Here is a 17,481-nt window from a genome sequence, read left to right as displayed (position 1 = left end):
GGAGTTGGTTCATAATCTCGCTTCTCTGCTGCTGACGAAGTGAAAGCGACGGCGCGGTGGAATTGATCTTTAAAAGTTAGGACAACCGATAGGTGTGGGTGTCTTGATGCGAAGCGACTTAGGTCGCAAAAGTATTAAGGCAAAAACACCGAGTAATAGGTAGAGAAATCTACCGTCAGTGAATTTGCGAGTTAGTTGGATTGAACTGAAGAGTTTGATCCTGGCTCAGATTGAACGCTGGCGGCATGCCTTACACATGCAAGTCGAACGGCAGCACGGGAGCAATCCTGGTGGCGAGTGGCGAACGGGTGAGTAAAGTATCGGAACGTACCCTAGAGTGGGGGATAACTATCCGAAAGGATAGCTAATACCGCATATTCTATGAGTAGGAAAGCGGGGGATCTTCGGACCTCGCGCTCTGGGAGCGGCCGATATCAGATTAGCTAGTTGGTGGGGTAAAGGCCTACCAAGGCGACGATCTGTAGCGGGTCTGAGAGGATGATCCGCCACACTGGGACTGAGACACGGCCCAGACTCCTACGGGAGGCAGCAGTGGGGAATTTTGGACAATGGGGGCAACCCTGATCCAGCCATGCCGCGTGAGTGAAGAAGGCCTTCGGGTTGTAAAGCTCTTTCGGCCGGGAAGAAATCGCGCAGACTAATAATCTGTGTGGATGACGGTACCGGAATAAGAAGCACCGGCTAACTACGTGCCAGCAGCCGCGGTAATACGTAGGGTGCGAGCGTTAATCGGAATTACTGGGCGTAAAGCGTGCGCAGGCGGTTTTTTAAGACAGGCGTGAAATCCCCGGGCTCAACCTGGGAACTGCGCTTGTGACTGGAAGGCTAGAGTATGGCAGAGGGGGGTGGAATTCCACGTGTAGCAGTGAAATGCGTAGAGATGTGGAGGAACACCGATGGCGAAGGCAGCCCCCTGGGCCAATACTGACGCTCATGCACGAAAGCGTGGGGAGCAAACAGGATTAGATACCCTGGTAGTCCACGCCCTAAACGATGTCAACTAGTTGTTGGGTGGGTAAAACCATTTAGTAACGTAGCTAACGCGAGAAGTTTGACCGCCTGGGGAGTACGGCCGCAAGGTTAAAACTCAAAGGAATTGACGGGGACCCGCACAAGCGGTGGATGATGTGGATTAATTCGATGCAACGCGAAAAACCTTACCTACCCTTGACATGCCAGGAACTTGCCAGAGATGGCTTGGTGCCCGAAAGGGAGCCTGGACACAGGTGCTGCATGGCTGTCGTCAGCTCGTGTCGTGAGATGTTGGGTTAAGTCCCGCAACGAGCGCAACCCTTGTCGTTAATTGCCATCATTTAGTTGGGCACTTTAACGAGACTGCCGGTGACAAACCGGAGGAAGGTGGGGATGACGTCAAGTCCTCATGGCCCTTATGGGTAGGGCTTCACACGTCATACAATGGTCGGTACAGAGGGTTGCCAAGCCGCGAGGTGGAGCCAATCCCAGAAAGCCGATCGTAGTCCGGATTGTAGGCTGCAACTCGCCTGCATGAAGTCGGAATCGCTAGTAATCGCGGATCAGCATGTCGCGGTGAATACGTTCCCGGGTCTTGTACACACCGCCCGTCACACCATGGGAGCGGGTTCCGCCAGAAGTGGGTAGCCTAACCGCAAGGAGGGCGCTTACCACGGCGGGGTTCGTGACTGGGGTGAAGTCGTAACAAGGTAGCCGTAGGGGAACCTGCGGCTGGATCACCTCCTTTCTAGAGAAAGCATCCTGGCACCCACAACCTATCGGTTGTTCGAAAGTAGCAAACAGACGAGGGTCTGTAGCTCAGTCGGTTAGAGCACCGTCTTGATAAGGCGGGGGTCGTTGGTTCGATTCCAACCAGACCCACCAACTGGCATTTGGTAACACTGCGCACTTCGGCGTTGTCGCGCGGCTTGCATACGAGAGTATGCGGCGCCACGCTCCGCCTTGAATTGCTTGGTTACCAAAAGCCAGTGGAACGTCTATCAGATGAACGAGCAGTACTAGGCGCGAGGAAGGGCCGCATAGCAGCGCTATGCAACCGACCGAGCAACGACGTAATGCGAAGTTCAGCGGGGGATTAGCTCAGCTGGGAGAGCACCTGCTTTGCAAGCAGGGGGTCGTCGGTTCGATCCCGTCATCCTCCACCAGAGACCAGTGATAAGCAAAGGTGCTTATCACTGGCTTTTGAAAGAAAGCTACTGTTCTTTAACAAGTTGGAAGAAGGTTGTGTTGTTCCTTGATGAGAGGAATGACACGTTGTGATTGCATCTGATTGTTCATTACAGCTAATGGATGATCGGCACAAAGTTTATGAGTTGCCTGTAGCCGCTCTCGCAAGAGAGGACAAGGTTATAGGATCAAGCGACTAAGTGCATGTGGTGGATGCCTTGGCGATCACAGGCGATGAAGGACGTGTAAGCCTGCGAAAAGCTTCGGGGAGCTGGCAATAAAGCTTTGATCCGAAGATGTCCGAATGGGGAAACCCACCCGCAAGGGTATCGCTTACTGAATACATAGGTAAGCGAGGCGAACCCGGTGAACTGAAACATCTAAGTAGCCGGAGGAAAAGAAATCAACCGAGATTCCGTAAGTAGTGGCGAGCGAACACGGAAGAGCCTGCTAGTGATAGCGGAACTGTTAGGAGAACGGAATGGAAAGTCCGGCCGTAGTGGGTGATAGCCCCGTATTCGAAAACAGATCCGTGGTACTAAGTTAGCGAAAAGTAGGGCGGGGCACGTGAAACCTTGTCTGAACATGGGGGGACCATCCTCCAAGGCTAAATACTCGTGATCGACCGATAGTGAACTAGTACCGTGAGGGAAAGGCGAAAAGAACCCCGGGAGGGGAGTGAAATAGAACCTGAAACCGCATGCATACAAACAGTGGGAGCCTCCTTGAGGGGTGACTGCGTACCTTTTGTATAATGGGTCAGCGACTTACGTTGTGTTGCGAGCTTAACCGAATAGGGGAGGCGTAGCGAAAGCGAGTCTGATAAGGGCGTTTAGTAGCACGGCGTAGACCCGAAACCGGATGATCTATCCATGGCCAGGATGAAGGTGCCGTAACAGGTACTGGAGGTCCGAACCCACTAACGTTGAAAAGTTAGGGGATGAGCTGTGGATAGGGGTGAAAGGCTAAACAAATCCGGAAATAGCTGGTTCTCCCCGAAAACTATTTAGGTAGTGCGTCACATATCACTTCCGGGGGTAAAGCACTGTTATGGCTAGGGGGTCATCGCGACTTACCAAACCATGGCAAACTCTGAATACCGGAAAGTGCGAGTGTGGCAGACAGACAGTGGGTGCTAACGTCCATTGTCAAGAGGGAAACAACCCAGACCGCCAGCTAAGGTCCCAAAGACATGGTTAAGTGGGAAACGAAGTGGGAAGGCATAGACAGCTAGGAGGTTGGCTTAGAAGCAGCCATCCTTTAAAGAAAGCGTAATAGCTCACTAGTCGAGTCGTCCTGCGCGGAAGATGTAACGGGGCTCAAACCATGCACCGAAGCTGCGGATATCCGTAAGGATATGGTAGGGGAGCGTTCTGTAGGTCTGTGAAGGTGTCTTGTAAAGGATGCTGGAGATATCAGAAGTGCGAATGCTGACATGAGTAGCGATAAAGGGAGTGAAAAGCTCCCTCGCCGAAAGCCCAAGGTTTCCTACGCAACGTTCATCGGCGTAGGGTGAGTCGGCCCCTAAGGCGAGGCAGAAATGCGTAGTCGATGGGAAACAGGTCAATATTCCTGTACCGGCTCTAGATGCGATGTGGGGACGGAGAAGGTTAGGTCAGCCAACTGTTGGAATAGTTGGTTTAAGCGTGTAGGCGTGCCCCTTAGGCAAATCCGGGGGGCTAAGCTGAGGCGTGATGACGAGGCACTACGGTGCTGAAGTGATTGATACCAAGCTTCCAGGAAAAGCCACTAAGCTTCAGTCTAGAGACGACCGTACCGCAAACCGACACAGGTGGGCAGGATGAAAATTCTAAGGCGCTTGAGAGAACTCAGGAGAAGGAACTCGGCAAATTAACACCGTAACTTCGGGAGAAGGTGTGCCCCGGTAGGTTGTAGAGCCTCGCGCTCGAAGGCCGATGGGGTTGCAGTGAAATGGTGGCTGCGACTGTTTAATAAAAACACAGCACTCTGCAAACACGAAAGTGGACGTATAGGGTGTGACGCCTGCCCGGTGCTGGAAGATTAATTGATGGGGTGCAAGCTCTTGATCGAAGTCCCAGTAAACGGCGGCCGTAACTATAACGGTCCTAAGGTAGCGAAATTCCTTGTCGGGTAAGTTCCGACCTGCACGAATGGCGTAACGATGGCCACACTGTCTCCTCCTGAGACTCAGCGAAGTTGAAATGTTTGTGAAGATGCAATCTCCCCGCGGCAAGACGGAAAGACCCCATGAACCTTTACTGCAGCTTTGCATTGGACTTTGAACCGGTTTGTGTAGGATAGGTGGGAGGCTGTGAAACCGGGACGCTAGTTTCGGTGGAGCCAACCTTGAAATACCACCCTGATTTGTTTGAGGTTCTAACCTTGGCCAGTGAATCCTGGCCGGGGACCGTGCATGGTAGGCAGTTTGACTGGGGCGGTCTCCTCCCAAAAGGTAACGGAGGAGTACGAAGGTACGCTTAGGGCGGTCGGACATCGCCCATAAAGTGCAATGGCAAAAGCGTGCTTGACTGCGAGACCCACAAGTCGAGCAGGTGCGAAAGCAGGTCATAGTGATCCGGTGGTTCTGTATGGAAGGGCCATCGCTCAACGGATAAAAGGTACTCTGGGGATAACAGGCTGATACCGCCCAAGAGTTCATATCGACGGCGGTGTTTGGCACCTCGATGTCGGCTCATCTCATCCTGGGGCTGTAGCCGGTCCCAAGGGTATGGCTGTTCGCCATTTAAAGAGGTACGTGAGCTGGGTTTAAAACGTCGTGAGACAGTTTGGTCCCTATCTGCCGTGGGCGCTGGAAATTTGAGAGGGCCTGCTCCTAGTACGAGAGGACCGGAGTGGACATTCCTCTGGTGTACCGGTTATGACGCCAGTCGTATCGCCGGGTAGCTATGAATGGAAGAGATAAACGCTGAAAGCATCTAAGCGTGAAACTCGCCTCAAGATAAGATTTCCCGGGGCCTTGAGCCCCCTTAAGGGTCGTCGAAGACCACGACGTTGATAGGTCAGGTGTGGAAGCGCAGCAATGCGTTAAGCTAACTGATACTAATTGCCCGTGCGGCTTGATCCTATAACCTTGTTCATACAAGTAACTCTAAACAAGCAATCACAACACACAACCCCTTCCTCCTTGGCTTGATCACAAAATCAAGCACACAAGTTTCGCTTGGCGGCAATAGCCTTCTGGACCCACCCCTTCCCTTCCCGAACAGGACCGTGAAACAGAAACGCGCCGATGATAGTGAGCATCTCGCTCGCGAAAGTAGGTCACCGCCAGGCTCCCAGTCCAAAAGACCCCTGCTAGCCATCTAGCCGGGGCCTTTTGCCGTCTACTCGCCGGGTAAATCAAAGAAAATTTGCGCTGGATGGCTTGAAATATGCTGGCTCGTCCCCAACTCCTGAGTACTTTTTGATACCTCGATTGGGAGTTTGACGCATGTCCGAATCAGCAACCGCCAGCCGCGAAACCCTCGGCTTCCAGACGGAAGTCAAGCAACTGCTGCACCTGATGATCCATTCCTTGTACAGCAACAAGGAAATCTTCCTGCGCGAACTGGTCTCCAACGCTTCCGACGCCTGCGACAAGTTGCGCTTCGAGGCGTTGAACAACGCCGCGCTCTATGGCGACGACAGCGAACTGAAGATCCGCATCGCCTTCGACAAGGCGGCGCGCACGATCACCATTTCCGACAACGCCATCGGTCTGAGCCGCGAAGAAGCGATCGCCCATCTCGGCACCATCGCCAAGTCCGGGACCAAGGAGTTCTTCTCGGCGCTGACCGGCGATCAGGCCAAGGATGCCCACTTGATCGGCCAGTTCGGCGTCGGTTTCTATTCTTCATTCATCGTTGCCGACAAGGTGACGGTGATTTCCCGTCGCGCCGGCCTGGACGCCGCTCAGGCGGTGCGCTGGGAGTCGGCCGGTGAGGGCGACTACACCGTCGAGATGGTCGACAAGGCCAGCCGCGGTACCGACGTCATCCTGCATCTGCGCGACGGTGAGGACGATTTCCTGAACAGCTGGAAACTCAAGTCGATCATCCGCAAGTACTCCGATCACATCACCCTGCCGATCGTCATGAAGAAGGAGGACTGGGACCAAGAGAAGGGTGAGCAGGTCGTCAGTGACGAAGACGAGACGGTCAATCAGGCCAATGCCCTGTGGGCGCGCAGCAAATCCGAGATCAGCGACGAGCAGTACACCGAGTTCTACAAGCATGTCGCGCACGATTTCGAGGACCCGTTGTGCTGGACCCACGCCAAGGTCGAGGGCAAGCAGGAATATACGCAACTGCTTTACGTCCCCTCGCGTGCACCGTTCGATCTCTGGGATCGCAATGCCCGCCACGGCATCAAGCTCTATGTCCGGCGCGTCTTCATCATGGACGACGCCGAGAAGCTGATGCCGCTCTACTTGCGCTTCGTGCGCGGCGTCGTCGATTCCGCCGATTTGCCGCTCAACGTTTCGCGCGAAATCCTGCAGGAATCCAAGGACATCGACAACATCCGCTCCGGTTGCACGCGCAAGGTACTGTCCCTGCTCGAGGGCATGGCCAATAGCGACGACGCGGCGGAAAAGGAGAAGTACGCCAAGTTCTGGGAAGCCTTTGGTGCCGTGCTCAAGGAAGGGATCGGCGAGGATTTTGCGAACAAGGACAAGATCGCCGGCCTGTTGCGCTTCGCCTCGACTCACGGCGACGGCGACAAGCAGGTGGTCTCGCTGGCGGACTACATCGGCCGCATGAAGGAAGGGCAGGAAAAGATCTACTACGTGACCGCCGACAGCTTCAACGCGGCGAAGAACAGCCCGCATCTGGAAATCTTCCGCAAGAAGGGAATCGAAGTCCTGCTGCTCTCCGACCGCGTCGATGAATGGGTGGTCGGTCACCTTACCGAGTTCGAGGGCAAGTCCCTGCAATCGGTGGCGAAGGGCGGACTCGACCTCGGCAAACTGGAAGACGAGGCGGAAAAGCAGGAAGCCGAGAAGGCGGCCGACGAGTTCAAGGACCTGCTCGACAAGATCAAGGGCGCGCTCGGCGAGCGGGTCAAGGAAGTGCGCATCACGCATCGCCTGACCGACTCGCCATCCTGCCTGGTCGCCGACGAGCACGATCCCTCCGGCAACCTGGCCCGCATGCTGAAGGCGGCCGGTCAGCCGATTCCCGCCGCGAAGCCGATCCTGGAAATCAACCCGCAGCACCCGGCGGTCCTCCGCCTGAAGTACGAGGAAAGCCGTTTCGACGACTGGGCGGCCCTGCTGTTCGAACAGGCCACTCTTGCCGAAGGCGGTCAGCTCGACGATCCGGCCGGCTTCGTCAAACGCATCAACGACCTGATGCTGGCGCTTTCCGGTAAATGAACGAACGGGGCTGCGGCCCCTTTTTTCCATGCACGCCAACGATCTCGAACTGCTGGTCCGGTGGACGATGCCTTATGGGAAGTACAAGGGCCGTCTGCTTGCCGATCTGCCCGGGCACTATCTGGCCTGGTTCGCCCGCGAAGGTTTCCCCGAGGGGGAACTCGGGCGCCTGCTCGCCCTGATGCATGAGCTTGATCACAACGGACTCAGCGGCTTGCTCGCACCGCTGCGCCAGAAGGGCGTAAAAGGACTTTAAAAGCAGAACCGGGGCATGTTTTTGGGCTATAGTCGCAAGCTGTTTTCCTGGCTCGGGCAGGCCCAAGAATGGATTCGACGCAAGAAAGCGCAGTACATGAGCATCGTCTTTCCCTGGCGGAGGTGCTCGAAATGGCCATCGCCGATGGCCTGGTCGACACCGAAGCGGCAGAGGCGCTGAAGACCGAGCGCAAGCTGCACGGCAACAAGGTTCATCCGCTGATCGTCATCGCCGATCAGAAGTGGCGCACCCCGGTGGCGCCGGTGAAGGTGCTGACGCTCGATGTGCTGACCGAATGGCTGGCGGCGCGTTGCGGTCTCGACTATTTCCATATCGATCCGCTGAAGATCGACTTCACCGGCATCGGCGAAGTGATGTCCAGTGCCTACGCCGGGCGTTTCGGCATCCTGCCGGTACAGGTGACGACGCGCGAGGTGGTGGTGGCGACGGCCGAGCCCTTCCTGCGCGAATGGGAGGGCGAACTGCGCCAGATCCTGCGCAAGGACATCCGTCGGGTGATGGCCAATCCCGAGGATATCGGCCGTTACCTGATCGAGTTCTTCAACCTCGCCCGCTCGGTCAAGAAGGCCTCTGCCAAGGGCGAAGTGACCAGTGGGCTGTCGAGTTTCGAGCAATTGGTCGAACTCGGCAAGGGCAACCGGCAATACGACGCCAACGACCAGCACATTGTCCATATCGTCGACTGGCTGTGGCAGTACGCATTCGACCAGCGGGCCTCCGACATCCACATCGAACCGCGGCGCGATCTCGGCATCGTCCGCTTCCGCATCGACGGCGTGCTGCATCAGGTGTACCAGATACCGATGACGGTGATGAACGCCATGACCAGCCGGATCAAGCTGCTCGGGCGCATGGACGTGATCGAGAAGCGGCGGCCTCAGGACGGGCGGATCAAGACTCGGACGCCGGGCGGCCAGGAAGTGGAGTTGCGCCTGTTCAACCCTGCCGACGGCGTTCGGCGAAAAGCTGGTGATGCGCATCTTCGATCCGGAAGTGCTGGTCCGCGATTTCCGCTCGCTCGGTTTTTCGCAGGACGACCAGGCGCGCTGGCAGCAGATGACGGCGCTGCCCAACGGCATCGTCCTGGTCACCGGGCCAACCGGCTCGGGTAAGACGACGACGCTGTACACAACCTTGAAGTATCTGGCGACGCCCGAAGTGAACGTGTGTACGATCGAGGACCCGATCGAAATGGTCGAGCCGGCGTTCAACCAGATGCAGGTGCATCCGGCAATCGGGCTCGATTTCGCCGATGGCGTGCGCGCCCTGATGCGGCAGGACCCGGACATCATCATGATCGGCGAAATCCGCGACCTGGCGACCGCCGAGATGGCGATCCAGGCGGCGCTGACCGGCCATCTGGTGCTGTCCACGCTGCACACCAACGATGCGCCGGCGGCGATCACGCGCCTGCTCGATCTCGGCGTGCCGGCCTACCTGATCAATTCGACGCTGCTCGGCGTCATGGCGCAGCGCCTGGTGCGCACCCTCTGTCCGCACTGCAAGAAAAGTCTGCCGATCAACGAGGAGGAGCGCGCCGCCTGGCGGGCGCTGGTGCAGCCCTGGAAGGCGGCGGAGCCGACCCATCTGTTCCATGCTGTCGGCTGCCTGGAATGCCGGATGACCGGCTACAGCGGGCGGGTAGGCGTTTATGAGATTCTCCTCAATTCGCCGGAGGTCAGGCGCCTGATCCGGCCCAACGTGGAAATTCCCAGGGTACGCGATCAATCCTTCCGCGAGGGCATGCGCCCGCTGCGCATTTCCGGCGCCTTGAAGGTCGCGCAGGGCATGACGACGATGGAAGAACTGATCAAGCAGGTGCCGCCCGCCGAGGAGCTCTGAGGCAGCGGCGCATTTTCTGCCGAAGCGGGCGAACCAGCCAGCATCGGCCGGGCTAGGCAGAAGCCGGTGGCAGGGGGATAATTGGCCATTCGGTATTGGGGGTGATATGGCAGTTGAATTGTTTAATGACGGCAAGCACATCGTCCACGCGTTCTACGATCTGGTAGACGATTCGCCGGGTGGGGCAGTGCAGTGCAACCAGTTCCTGGTCGTGGACAACGGTCACGGCGCGCTGATCGATCCCGGTGGCAACATGACCTACTCCGGTCTCCTGATGGACATGCAGAAGTATTTCTCGTCCAAGGATCTGGATTACATCCTGGCTTCCCATCCCGACCCGGACATCATCGCCTCGGTCAACAAGTGGTTCGTCGCTTCGCACTGCAAGGTGATGATTTCTGCGCTATGGACGCGTTTCGTGCCGCATTTCACCACCGGCAAGGATGTCTCCCACCGTATCGTCGGCATTCCCGATCAGGGTTCGGTGATCCGCCTTGGGCAATGCAATGTCCTGGCCCTGCCGGCGCACTTCATGCACGCCGAGGGCAACTTCCAGTTCTACGATCCGGTGGCCAAGATCCTGTTCACCGGTGACCTCGGTGCATCGTTGGTGCCGCACGAGATGGCTGCCGATGCGGTGACCGATTTCCACGGTCATGTGCGCTACATGGAAGGCTTCCACAAGCGCTACATCGTTTCGCGCAAGATCTGCCGCTTCTGGGCCAACATGGTCCGCCAGCTCGAGATCGAGCAGATCGTCCCGCAGCACGGCTCGCGTTTCGTCGGCCGGCGCGCCGTCGAGGACTTCATCAGCTGGGTCGAAAGCCTGGAATGCGGGGTGGACCTGATGACCCAGGGCAACTACCAGATTCCCCGCTGATCCCTTTTCAGCGCATGCCGGCCCGCTGCCGGATGGCCTCGATGTAGGCCTGCGCGTCCATCGCCGTTCCCTGGCGCTGGGCGCGCCAGATGGTTTCCCCCAGACATTCCAGCAACACGTGTTCGGCGTCGTGCGCGTCCATCCGCGCGCGCAGGCTGTCGAACGCCGCCTTGATCCCTGCCGGCTGGTCGATGCTCAACTGCTCATGGATCGCCAGGTGCAGCGAGAGGTGGAGGAAGGGGTTCATCTGTCCGCCGTCCGGGGTCCAGTCCTGGTTGAGCGCCGTCTCGGGATGGGCGAGGAGGGCGTGATACTCCGGATGGCGGGCGGCAATGTCGGCGGCGGCGATTTCGGCGCCGACCACCGGCAGGCGTTCGAGATGTTTTTTCCAGGCGGCGCAGAAAAACTGGCGCACCTGATCACGGCTGGGATTGAACATCGTTTTTCTCGTAAAGCAGGGTCAGGACGGCATTGCTGAACAGACGGTTGCCGTCGGCCAGCGGGAAGATCTGCCCGGTACCGTAAGCGCCGAGCAGGGGAACGTCGGGAAAATTCGCGGTGAAAGCCAGGCGATCGAGATCGTCGTTGCCATAGAACAGGGGGCCGCGGCCGAGACAGGAAAACATCAGCGCGAATGCCGGGTTCCTGCCGGCGGCGCGCGCTCCGCGCAACTGTTCGCCGATTTCCGCGGCGGCGGCTTGCGGCTGGCGGATTGCCCAGCGCAACTTGTCGCCGATCGCGCAAGGCGTGGCCACGGTCAGCGAGCCGTCCGCATTGCAGGCCAGGATGCCGGTGGCCGGCGAATTGTTGGCGGCGAGCAGGTGCAATCGGTGGAGCAGGGTGTGGTCCTGCCATTGTCCGGGGAGCGCCTGGCGCAGGCTGTCGATCGCTGTTTGCCCGTCCAGTTCGCGCAATTCATGACCGGTGGCGGCGGTGACGGTCATCGCTTCGCCCAGTTGCAACAGTCCCGGCGAGAGCAGTGCCGTTACCGGCAGGTCCGGCAGGGGCACGGTGCACCGGGCATCGGTGCAGGGGCGGGCATTGTTCCAGGTTTCGCCCTGGCTTTCGACGATGCCGGCCCGCCGTTGGCCGCTCTGCCAGTCGAGGGCCAGCCGCCCCTGGTTGCTCAACGAGAGCAGGGGCTCGCGGGGGCTGCCTGGCGGCTTCGGTAGATTGGAAAAAACCAGTGCCGCCGCGCCCGGTTGGTCGATTTGCCAGCCCTCTTCGGTGAGCAGGCCGCTTGCCGTGCCGCCGCTGATCTGCAGGCAGGCCGCGGCGCCGGCAGCGCAGCGCAGGGTTTCCGGCAGGAGACGGGCGAAATCGCGGGTCAGCAGCAGCAAGACGAATTCGGCACGCTGCAGGCCAGCCCGTTCCAGGGCACGCGAGATTGCTTCGCCGGCCAGTTCGGGGGCCGCGACAAATCCCTTCGCCTGACCGCTGGCGACGATCACGCCGTCTTGTCCTTGAATTCGCAGAGATCGTAGACGCAGCACGCGGCGCAGGCCGGCTGGCGTGCCTTGCAGATATAGCGGCCGTGCAGGATCAGCCAGTGATGGGCATCCTTGAGAAATTCCCGCGGCGTGACGCGGAGCAGCTTGTTTTCCACGTTGACGACGGTCTTGCCGGGGGCCAGGCCGGTCCGGTTGCCGAGACGGAAGATGTGCGTGTCCACGGCAATCGTTGGTTGGCCGAAAGCGGTGTTGAGGACGACATTGGCGGTTTTCCGGCCGACGCCGGGCAGCGCCTCGAGCGCGGCGCGATCGGCGGGAACCTCGCCGGCGTGTCGTTCGAGCAGGATGCGGCAGGTGGCAATGACGTTTTTCGCCTTGGTCCGGTAGAGACCGATCGTCTTGATGTAGTCGCGCAGGCCGTCCTCGCCGAGGGCGAGCATCGACGCGGCGTCGGGGGCAACCGGAAAGAGGCGGGCAGTCGCCTTGTTGACGCCGACATCGGTCGCCTGGGCGGAGAGGATAACGGCGATCAGGAGCTGAAACGGCGTTGCGTAGGCAAGCTCGGTGGTCGGCGCCGGATTGTTTTCGCGCAGGCGCTGATAGAACTGTTCGACGACGGATTTTTTCACGGGTTGGCTGCGTCTGGGATTGTCAGTCGGTGGCGAATGCGCGATATTGGCGGGCAATGCATTTTAACTGATGAAGAATAGAGCAAACGACGCAGATGCGCCTTAAGGTCAAGGAAGGGGCAGGCATCGGGAGATGGGCTGTTGCCGTCAAACGGAACGAAATTCGCGAGCCGTTGCGGGGGCTTGAAGCGCGGGCGGTGGGCATGAAGCGGTCTGCGCGCCATGTTGCGAGGCCGGCATGAAGAAGCTGCTGGCTTTCCTGATCCTGCTGGTGCTGGTGGTCGGTGCCGCCTGGTACTCGACGACGGAGCGCGGCAACGACAGCCTGCTGAACGAAGATTTCACGCTCCCCAACGACGGGGCGATGCAGGCCTTGCGCCCTCTGCCGTTACCCCGGCCTCAGGTGCCGCTACGGGTTTCGCTGGGTGAGCGCCTGTTCTTCGATACCCGCCTCTCGGCCGACAAGACGATAGCCTGCGCCACATGCCATCGCTTCGATCGCGGCGGCGCCGATGGGCAGCCGGTGTTGACCGGTATCGGAGGCGCCCACGGTCCGATCAATGCGCCGACCGTGTTCAACAGCGCCTACGCCTTCGCCCAGTTCTGGGATGGCCGGGCGGCCACGCTCGAGGAACAGGCGGCCGGGCCGGTGCACAATCCCCTCGAAATGGGATCGTCGTGGCGCGTCGTCCTTGAACGCCTGAATGCCGATCCGGCGATCCGGCGGGATTTTGCGCTGGCCTATGCGGACGGTCTGACGGCCGACAACGTCGCCAATGCGATTGCCACTTTCGAGCGCACCCTGATCACCCCGGACGCGCCCTTCGATCGCTATCTGGCGGGCGACCGGCGGGCCATGGGCCAGCTTGCCATCGACGGCTATGAACGCTTCCGCGACTATGGTTGCATCAGTTGCCATCAGGGGGTGCTGCTCGGCGGCAACATGTATCAGAAATTCGGCGTTCTCGGCGACTACTTCGCCAAGCGCACACTGACCACGGCCGATCTCGGGCGCTACAACGTCACCGGCCGTGAAGAGGACCGGCATGTCTTCAAGGTGCCGAGTCTGCGCAACGTCGCGTTGACCGCGCCCTATTTCCATGACGGTTCGACCGATTCGCTGGCGGTAGCGGTCACCATCATGGGCCGCTACCAGCTCGGTCGCGAGCTTTCCCAGGAGGATGTGGCGGCCATTGTCGCCTTTCTCGAAAGCCTGACCGGCAAGCAGCCCGTCGTGGGGCTGCCCCAATGAGCCTGAGCCTGGCCGAACTGCGGGCACACCGGGCGTGGAAGGTGATGTTGGTCGGCATCCTGACTGCCTTGTTGACCTGGCTCTTCTTCAAGGCCGACGAAGTTTCGTCGCAGGCCCACGATAACTACACGCGTACCCTGCGCCAGTTTCAGCGCTATGACGAACAACTGGCCTCCAAGGTCGTTGCCAGCCATGCCGGGCTGGTGCAGAACTACGATGGCATGGCCTTCTATCTGGCGCGCCTGCGGGAAACCGGCCAGGCGCTGAAATCCTTCCCGGCCTGGTTGGACGGGGCGCAGCGACAAACGATCGAACAGGGACTGCTGGCGCTGATTGCCGCCGAAGAAGCCAGAGCGCTCGATATCGACCGTTTTCAGCGCGCCAACGCCGTTCTGCGCAACTCCAAGCTGTATCTGCCGCGGGCGGCCGATGCCTTGCTGGCTGGCGAATCGTGGTCGAGCGCGGGCGCCTTTGCCGATTTCGTCCGGCACCTGGTCGGCATCAGCATGACACGCAATCCGGATGAGAGTGAATTGCGCCAGTTGCGCCGGGAGTTGCAGGCCCTGCGCAATGCCGGCGGACCGCCGGCGCTGGCCGGCATTCTCGTGCATGCCGAAGTGCTGATCGAACAAAGTCCGGTGGTGGCAACCCTGGTCAACCGGATCGTCAAGGCGCCGACGGCGGAACTCCACGACAAGTTGCTGCGCAGTTATCTGGAGGCCTATCGGACGGCCGTCGCCTCGGCTTCCTATCACCGCACGCTGCTCTACGCGATCGCCATGATGCTGCTCGGCTACGCGCTGTACGCGGTGTTTCGCATCGAGCGCGACCGGCGGGCCTTGCGCCTGGCCCATACCGACCTGGCGACGCGCTACGAGGCGCAGCGGCGCGCCGAGGGCGAGTTGCGGCTGTATGGCACGGTGTTCACCCACGCCACGGAAGGCATGGTGATCACCGATGCCGGTTCGCGCATCGTCGCCGTCAACCCGGCCTTCTGCGCGATCACCGGTTACTCGCCCGAAGATGTGATCGGCAAGACGCCGGCGCTGCTCAATTCCGGACGGCAGGGCGAGGATTTCTACCGCAACATGTGGCAGTCGCTGATCCAGATCGGCCAGTGGCAGGGCGAGATCTGGAACCGGCGCAAGGATGGCGGCATCTATCCGGAGTGGCTGTCGATCGCGGCGGTGCCCGACGAGCCCGGCGAATCCGGTCACTTCATCGGCGTCTTCACCGACATTTCGGAACGCAAGCAGAGCGAGGCGCGCATCCATCACCTGGCGCACCACGACGCGCTCACCGGCCTGCCCAACCGGCTGCTGCTGGAAGACCGGATCGAGCAGGGGATGCTCAAGTCGAAGCGCATGCAACGGCAGATGGGGATCATCTTCATCGATCTCGACCGCTTCAAAAACATCAACGATACCCTCGGCCACGCGGTCGGCGACGAACTGCTGATCCAGGCGGCGCAACGTGGGCTGAACGCCTTGCGCGAGACTGACACGCTGTGCCGGCAGGGCGGCGACGAATTCGTCGTCGTCCTGCCCGAGCTGGAAAGCGGTCAGGATGCGGCGCACGTCTGCAGCAAGCTGCTCAGCAGCTTCTGTCAGCCCTACCTGCTGGCCGGACACGAGCTGACGGTGAGCGGCAGCGCCGGCATCGCCCTCTACCCGGAAGACGGCGAAACCGCCTCCGAGCTGCTGCGCAAGGCCGACGCGGCGATGTACCGGGCCAAGGAGGAAGGGCGCAATACCTTCTGCTTCTTCTCGGCGGAGATCAGTACCGCGACGCTCGGCGACCTGCTGCTGGAAAACGACCTGTTCGGCGCCCTCGACCGCCAGGAACTACTGATGTACTACCAGCCCAAGGTCGATGCCGGCAGCGGCGAGATCGTCGGCGCCGAAGCCCTGATCCGCTGGCGGCATCACGAGCGCGGCCTGGTTTCGCCGGAGCAGTTCATCCGCCTGGCCGAGGAAAATGGCCTGATCAACGCGATCGGCGAATGGGCGATCCGCAACGTCTGCGCCCAGCAGCGCGCCTGGCTCGACGCCGGCCTGCTGGTGGTGCCGGTGGCGGTCAACATTTCCGCGCTGCAGTTCGCGCAGCAGGACTTGCCCAACATGCTGGCGCACGTCCTCGCCGATTACGGTTTGCCGCCGCAGTTGATCGAGCTCGAACTGACCGAATCCCTGCTCATGCGCAATTCGGCGCGCGCCGCGCTGGTCCTCGAAACCTTGCGCAAGATGCATGTGCAGGTGGCGCTCGACGATTTCGGCACCGGCTATTCCTCGCTCAGCTACCTGCGCCAGTTTCCCCTGCATGCGCTGAAGATCGACCGCAGCTTCGTCAGCCAGATCGACGAGAACGGCGAGCCGGTCCGCCTCGCTTCAGCCATCATCGCCATGGCGCACGAGTTGGACTTGGTGGTGATCGCCGAAGGCGTCGAGAACGAGGTGCAGGCGAATTACCTGGCGGCGCACGGCTGCGACCACTTCCAGGGCTACTTCTACGGCCGTCCGCAGGCCGTCGAGGATTTCGGCAAGCTACTGGCTACCCGCCAGCTCGGCAGCGTCGCCTGATCCGGCACGGCGGCCGGGGGCCGGCGAACCGTCCAGCCGGCGGGCGCGCAGTTGACCGCAACCGCCATCGACTTCCTGGCCGGCCGACTGGCGGACCGTGGTGCGAACGCCGCGGGCGTGCAGGTAATGCGCCAGTTCGGTGATGCGTTCGTTCGATGGCCGCTGGAAATCGAGAGCCGCCGTCGTGTTGTACGGAATCAGGTTGATCAGCGCGTACTTGCCGTGCAGCAGGCGGACGATGCCGTCCATCTCGGCGAAGCTGTCATTGACCCCGGCGAGCAGCGTCCATTGGTACTGGATCGGATAGCCGGTCAGGCGGGCGTAGTCCTCGCCCTGCGCCACCAGCTGTTCCGGCGCCATCTGCGGCGCGCGCGGCAGCAGGCGGGCGCGCAGGGCGGCGTCGGTGGTGTGCAGCGACAGCGCCAGCGCCGGACGCACCTTCTGCTGCGGCAGGCGCTCGAAGACGCGCGGGTCGCCGACCGTCGAAAAGACCAGGTTCTTGTGCCCGAGGCCGCCGGCGGTGCCGAGCAGGTCGATGGTTTCGAGCACGTTGTCGAGGTTGTGCGCCGGCTCGCCCATGCCCATGAAGACGACACGGCGCAAGGTCTGGCGGCGACGGGCGATGACCACCTGGGCCAGCATTTCGGCGCTGCTCACCTGGCGCAGCAGGCCGCTGCGGCCGGTCATGCAGAAAGTGCAGCCGACGGCGCAGCCGATCTGCGTCGAGATGCAGACGCCGTCGCGCGGCAGCAGTACGCTCTCGACGGTCTGCCCATCGGCCAGTTCGATCAACAGCCGGCTGCCGTCGCTGGCCGGATGCTCGGAGACGACGCGGGCCAGTCCGGCGAGTCGTTCGTCGAGTTCGGGCAGGGCCTGGCGCAGCGCCAGCGGCAGGTGGTTTTCCGCCGCCTGGCGGCGGCTGCCGGCGTCCAGCACCATGCCCTGCAGCCAGGCGCGCAGCAGTCGTGCCTCGTGCGTCGGCTTGGCGCCAAGGGCGCGCAGCCGGGCGCGGAAATCGTCCAGATGCACCGCGC

At 60.5% G+C, this 17,481-nt stretch carries 11 protein-coding genes, 2 tRNA genes and 3 rRNA genes; 12 read left to right on the top strand and 4 right to left on the bottom strand.

Annotated elements, in window-relative coordinates:
* The first annotated feature begins 202 nt into the window (after positions 1–202).
* The 10 genes from AC0KWY_RS07120 to AC0KWY_RS07075 all read left to right on the top strand — a co-directional run bounded on the left by AC0KWY_RS07120 (position 203) and on the right by AC0KWY_RS07075 (position 10,536).
* A 16S ribosomal RNA gene (locus AC0KWY_RS07120) occupies positions 203–1,741 on the top strand.
* Positions 1,742–1,801: 60 nt separating this feature from the next.
* A tRNA-Ile gene (locus AC0KWY_RS07115) sits at positions 1,802–1,878 on the top strand.
* Positions 1,879–2,083: 205 nt separating this feature from the next.
* Positions 2,084–2,159: transfer RNA gene (locus AC0KWY_RS07110), tRNA-Ala, on the top strand.
* A 208-nt stretch (positions 2,160–2,367) separates the two neighbouring features.
* A 23S ribosomal RNA gene (locus AC0KWY_RS07105) occupies positions 2,368–5,248 on the top strand.
* A 95-nt stretch (positions 5,249–5,343) separates the two neighbouring features.
* A 5S ribosomal RNA gene (rrf, locus tag AC0KWY_RS07100) occupies positions 5,344–5,457 on the top strand.
* The 16S, 23S and 5S rRNA genes sit together here with 2 tRNA genes alongside, the layout of an rRNA operon.
* Positions 5,458–5,614: 157 nt before the next feature.
* A complete protein-coding gene (htpG, locus tag AC0KWY_RS07095; protein ID WP_474028933.1) occupies positions 5,615–7,537 on the top strand; it encodes a molecular chaperone HtpG in 1,923 nt (640 codons plus the stop codon).
* 28 nt (positions 7,538–7,565) lie between these two features.
* On the top strand, positions 7,566–7,793 hold the full coding sequence (locus AC0KWY_RS07090; protein ID WP_474028932.1) for a DUF3820 family protein: 228 nt from the start codon (positions 7,566–7,568) through the stop codon (positions 7,791–7,793).
* A gap of 68 nt (positions 7,794–7,861) precedes the next feature.
* Positions 7,862–8,926, top strand: a complete 1,065-nt coding sequence (locus tag AC0KWY_RS07085) for a GspE/PulE family protein (RefSeq protein WP_474028931.1) — start codon at positions 7,862–7,864, stop codon at positions 8,924–8,926.
* Positions 8,808–9,656, top strand: coding sequence for a GspE/PulE family protein (locus AC0KWY_RS07080; RefSeq protein ID WP_474029709.1), 849 nt, complete (start codon positions 8,808–8,810; stop codon positions 9,654–9,656). Before AC0KWY_RS07085 ends, AC0KWY_RS07080 begins: the two co-directional genes overlap by 119 nt.
* A 106-nt stretch (positions 9,657–9,762) precedes the next feature.
* Positions 9,763–10,536, top strand: a complete 774-nt coding sequence (locus tag AC0KWY_RS07075) for an oxygen-binding di-iron domain-containing protein (RefSeq protein WP_474028930.1) — start codon at positions 9,763–9,765, stop codon at positions 10,534–10,536.
* A gap of 7 nt (positions 10,537–10,543) precedes the next feature.
* Here AC0KWY_RS07075 and AC0KWY_RS07070 read toward each other — a convergent pair whose 3' ends face one another.
* Genes AC0KWY_RS07070 through nth form a run of 3 tightly spaced genes read right to left on the bottom strand, consistent with a single transcriptional unit; the run spans position 10,544 to position 12,616 of the window.
* Positions 10,544–10,975, bottom strand: a complete 432-nt coding sequence (locus tag AC0KWY_RS07070) for a DUF1841 family protein (protein WP_474028929.1) — start codon at positions 10,973–10,975, stop codon at positions 10,544–10,546.
* Positions 10,956–11,987, bottom strand: coding sequence for an FIST C-terminal domain-containing protein (locus AC0KWY_RS07065; protein WP_474028928.1), 1,032 nt, complete (start codon positions 11,985–11,987; stop codon positions 10,956–10,958). The genes AC0KWY_RS07070 and AC0KWY_RS07065 overlap by 20 nt, the downstream gene beginning before the upstream one ends.
* Complete coding sequence (gene nth, locus AC0KWY_RS07060) at positions 11,984–12,616, bottom strand: endonuclease III (RefSeq protein ID WP_474028927.1); 633 nt, start codon at positions 12,614–12,616, stop codon at positions 11,984–11,986. Before nth ends, AC0KWY_RS07065 begins: the two co-directional genes overlap by 4 nt.
* Positions 12,617–12,854: 238 nt before the next feature.
* On the opposite strand from nth, the gene AC0KWY_RS07055 reads away from it, so the two are divergent.
* Together AC0KWY_RS07055 and AC0KWY_RS07050 are read left to right on the top strand one after the other, a co-directional pair.
* Positions 12,855–13,868: a cytochrome-c peroxidase gene (locus AC0KWY_RS07055; protein WP_474028926.1), complete on the top strand. Its 1,014-nt coding sequence runs from the start codon at positions 12,855–12,857 to the stop codon at positions 13,866–13,868.
* Positions 13,865–16,447 carry an EAL domain-containing protein gene (locus tag AC0KWY_RS07050; protein WP_474028925.1) on the top strand — a complete coding sequence of 861 codons (2,583 nt, stop codon included), beginning with the start codon at positions 13,865–13,867 and terminating at the stop codon, positions 16,445–16,447. Before AC0KWY_RS07055 ends, AC0KWY_RS07050 begins: the two co-directional genes overlap by 4 nt.
* Here AC0KWY_RS07050 and AC0KWY_RS07045 read toward each other — a convergent pair.
* Entirely contained in the window at positions 16,412–17,476 is a 1,065-nt protein-coding gene (locus tag AC0KWY_RS07045; RefSeq protein ID WP_474028924.1) for an RNA methyltransferase, read from the bottom strand. The genes AC0KWY_RS07050 and AC0KWY_RS07045 overlap by 36 nt on opposite strands.
* Positions 17,477–17,481 lie beyond the last annotated feature (5 nt).

This window comes from Azonexus sp. MM2026_4 (assembly GCF_055901855.1).
This window is presented reverse-complemented; position numbering and strand designations above follow the sequence as displayed.

Bases quoted from the DNA above. Each gene is read 5' to 3' on its own strand.
- AC0KWY_RS07085 (WP_474028931.1), top strand. From the start codon at position 7,862: ATGGATTCGACGCAAGAAAGCGCAGTACATGAGCATCGTCTTTCCCTG.
- AC0KWY_RS07050 (WP_474028925.1), top strand. From the start codon at position 13,865: ATGAGCCTGAGCCTGGCCGAACTGCGGGCACACCGGGCGTGGAAGGTG.
- AC0KWY_RS07070 (WP_474028929.1), bottom strand. From the start codon at position 10,975: ATGTTCAATCCCAGCCGTGATCAGGTGCGCCAGTTTTTCTGCGCCGCC.
- AC0KWY_RS07055 (WP_474028926.1), top strand. From the start codon at position 12,855: ATGAAGAAGCTGCTGGCTTTCCTGATCCTGCTGGTGCTGGTGGTCGGT.
- AC0KWY_RS07075 (WP_474028930.1), top strand. From the start codon at position 9,763: ATGGCAGTTGAATTGTTTAATGACGGCAAGCACATCGTCCACGCGTTC.
- htpG (WP_474028933.1), top strand. From the start codon at position 5,615: ATGTCCGAATCAGCAACCGCCAGCCGCGAAACCCTCGGCTTCCAGACG.
- AC0KWY_RS07090 (WP_474028932.1), top strand. From the start codon at position 7,566: ATGCACGCCAACGATCTCGAACTGCTGGTCCGGTGGACGATGCCTTAT.